We start from the raw sequence: 2,848 nt of genomic DNA, 5'->3' as shown, positions 1-2,848 counted from the left end.
CGCTGACGCCCCCGAGACCCGGCAAGACCCCGAAACGCGCCTTAAATCGTGCAGCCCCGACGTGACCCCGGAGCGGACCCCGGCCCCAACCCCGAGGCGCCTGGGGCAAGCCCAGGACCCCGACACCAGAACACCGGCCCAGCCCCGAGCGGCCCCGGCTCCAGCCCAAGACCCCCACACCCGACCCCGACCCCCGGCCCAACCCGCCCGGGACCAGCCCAAGGACCCGCTCCGGCAGGCCCCCGCCACCCGGGCCACGCGGCCATGGGAGTTGTCCGGGTGGTGCGGGTCGTATCCGGATAGCGCGTCCGGTTAGGCTCATGACATGCATGCCTGGCCCGCTTCTGAGGTCCCCGCCCTGCCCGGCAAGGGCCGCGACCTCCGGATTCATGACACCGCGACCGGTGGTCGGCTCACCCTGACCCCCGGTCCCGTCGCCCGTATCTATGTCTGCGGCATCACGCCGTACGACGCGACCCACCTGGGTCACGCGGCGACCTACAACGCGTTCGACCTCGTTCAACGCGTGTGGCTCGACACCAAGCGGCAGGTGCACTACGTCCAGAATGTCACCGATGTCGATGATCCACTCCTGGAGCGCGCCATCCGGGACGGGCATGACTGGACCCAGCTCGCGGAGCGCGAAACCGCGCTGTTCCGGGAGGACATGACCGCGCTGCGGATGCTTCCGCCGCGGCACTACATCGGCGCGGTCGAGGCGATACCGGGAATCGTCCCGCTGGTCGAACGGCTGCGTGACGCCGGGGTGGCGTACGAACTCGACGGCGACGTCTACTTCTCGGTGGAGAGCGACCCGCACTTCGGGGAGGTGTCCCACCTCGACGCCGAAGCCATGCGGCTGCTCTCCGCCGAGCGCGGCGGCGACCCGGAGCGGCCCGGCAAGAAGAACGCCCTGGACCCGATGCTGTGGATGGCGGCCCGGGAGGGCGAGCCGAACTGGGACGGCGGGAGCCTGGGCCGGGGTCGGCCCGGCTGGCACATCGAGTGCGTGGCGATCGCGCTGGACCACCTCGGCATGGGATTCGATGTGCAGGGCGGCGGCTCCGACCTCGTCTTCCCGCACCATGAGATGGGCGCCTCCCACGCCCAGGCCCTCACCGGCGAACACCCCTTCGCCAAGGCGTATGTGCACGCCGGAATGGTCGCGCTCGACGGCGCGAAGATGTCGAAGTCGAAGGGCAACCTGGTCTTCGTCTCGACGCTGCGCCGCGAAGGCGTCGACCCCGCCGCGATCCGCCTCGCGCTGCTGTCGCACCACTACCGGGCCGACTGGGAGTGGACCGACGGCGTCCTCCAGGGCGCGGTGGAGCGCCTCGGGCGCTGGCGGGCGGCGGTCTCCCGCCCCGACGGGCCGCCCGCCGACGCCCTTGTCGAGGAGATCCGGGAGGCCCTCGCCGACGACCTCGACGCCCCGGCCGCGCTGGCCGCCGTCGACCGCTGGGCCGACCGCCAGCGGTCCGGGGGCGGTACGGACGAGGGTGCGCCTGGCCTGGTGTCCCGGGCGGTCGACGCCCTGCTGGGCGTAGCCCTGTAGGCACCGCGGAACCCGGGGGTGCCGTGCGGCCGACCGCATGGCACCCCCTTCGCCGTACAGCCACACATACGGCCCCCCTCGCCGTACGCATCCCGCCCCGAAGGCGAAGTCTCGCCACAATCCCGGCAAGTCCTGCGACCGGTCCGGTGATGTGCTGAGGTGGGCACGTCCCGTGCACGCTCACCCGTGCTGGTCAGTACTTGTCGGTGTTTGTCAGTGTTTGTCGGTGCTTTGAGGAAGGATGCTCCATGCAACGTTCCTTCGCACGAAGAAGAGTTCTCGGCACGGTCGCGGCCCTCGGCGGCGCGGCCCTCCTCACCCCGCTGGGCTCTCCGGCCCAGGCCGCGGAGGCGGCCGGCGGCCGTTGGCCCCGGCAGTTCCCGCTGCCGGACGGCTTCCGCCCCGAGGGCATCGCCATCGGATCGAGTCCGTACGCCTACTTCGGATCGATCGCGAACGGCTCGGTGTACCGGGCGAGCCTGGCCACCGGCCGGGGGCGCGTCGTGAGCCAGGGGCTGGGCCCCGATCACCCCGTGATCGGGCTGAAGATCGACCGGCGCGAGAGGCTGCTGTTCCTGTCCGGCGGTCAGAGCCGGGAGATCCGGATCGCCGACGCCCGCTCTGGTGAGCTGCTGCGGACGTACACCGTCGGTACGGCCGCCACCATGGTCAACGATGTGATTCTCACTCCGGGCGCGGCCTGGTTCACCGACTCGTTCGTACCCCAGCTCTACCGGCTGCCGCTGGACCGGCACGGCAGGCCGGGCGGCGATGTCACGACCGTACCGCTGAGCGGTGAGTGGGAGCAGGGGCCCTCCTTCACCGCCAACGGCATCGAACGCACCCCGGACGGCAGCGCGCTGCTGGTGGTGAACACCGTCATCGGCGGTGGGTCGGTGATGCGCGTCGACCCGCGTACCGGTGTCGCGCGCCGGGTCGACACCGGCGGCACCCGGGTGCCGAACGGAGACGGCCTGCTGCTGATCGGCCGCACCCTGTATGTCGTCCAGCAGGCGCAGAACGCCGTCGACGTCCTGCGGCTGAACGAGTCCGGGACCAGGGGGACGGCCATCGCCCGTATCACCGATCCGGCGCGCTTCAGGATTCCCACGACCGCCGCGGCCTACGGACGGCGCATCTATCTGCCCAACGCCCGCTTCGATGTACAGCCGGCACCCGACACGACCTACGACGCGGTCGCGGTGGACCAGGTCAGGGGCTGACGGCGGCGCCAGGCCCGGGAGCGCCCTCCCGTGCCTGACAGCGGAAGCGGGGCGGCGCCCTCCCGGACAC

2 protein-coding genes are annotated in these 2,848 nt (G+C 71.7%); both read left to right on the top strand.

Annotated features, from left to right (window positions below; genetic code table 11):
* Positions 1-325: 325 nt before the first annotated feature.
* On the top strand, positions 326-1,555 hold the full coding sequence (mshC, locus tag ACWF94_RS37985) for a cysteine--1-D-myo-inosityl 2-amino-2-deoxy-alpha-D-glucopyranoside ligase (RefSeq protein WP_453499432.1): 1,230 nt from the start codon (positions 326-328) through the stop codon (positions 1,553-1,555).
* A gap of 248 nt (positions 1,556-1,803) precedes the next feature.
* On the top strand, positions 1,804-2,778 hold the full coding sequence (locus ACWF94_RS37980) for an SMP-30/gluconolactonase/LRE family protein (RefSeq protein WP_453499430.1): 975 nt from the start codon (positions 1,804-1,806) through the stop codon (positions 2,776-2,778).
* The last annotated feature ends 70 nt before the right edge of the window (positions 2,779-2,848 follow it).

The organism is Streptomyces sp. NPDC055078, from assembly GCF_053607985.1.
This window is presented reverse-complemented; position numbering and strand designations above follow the sequence as displayed.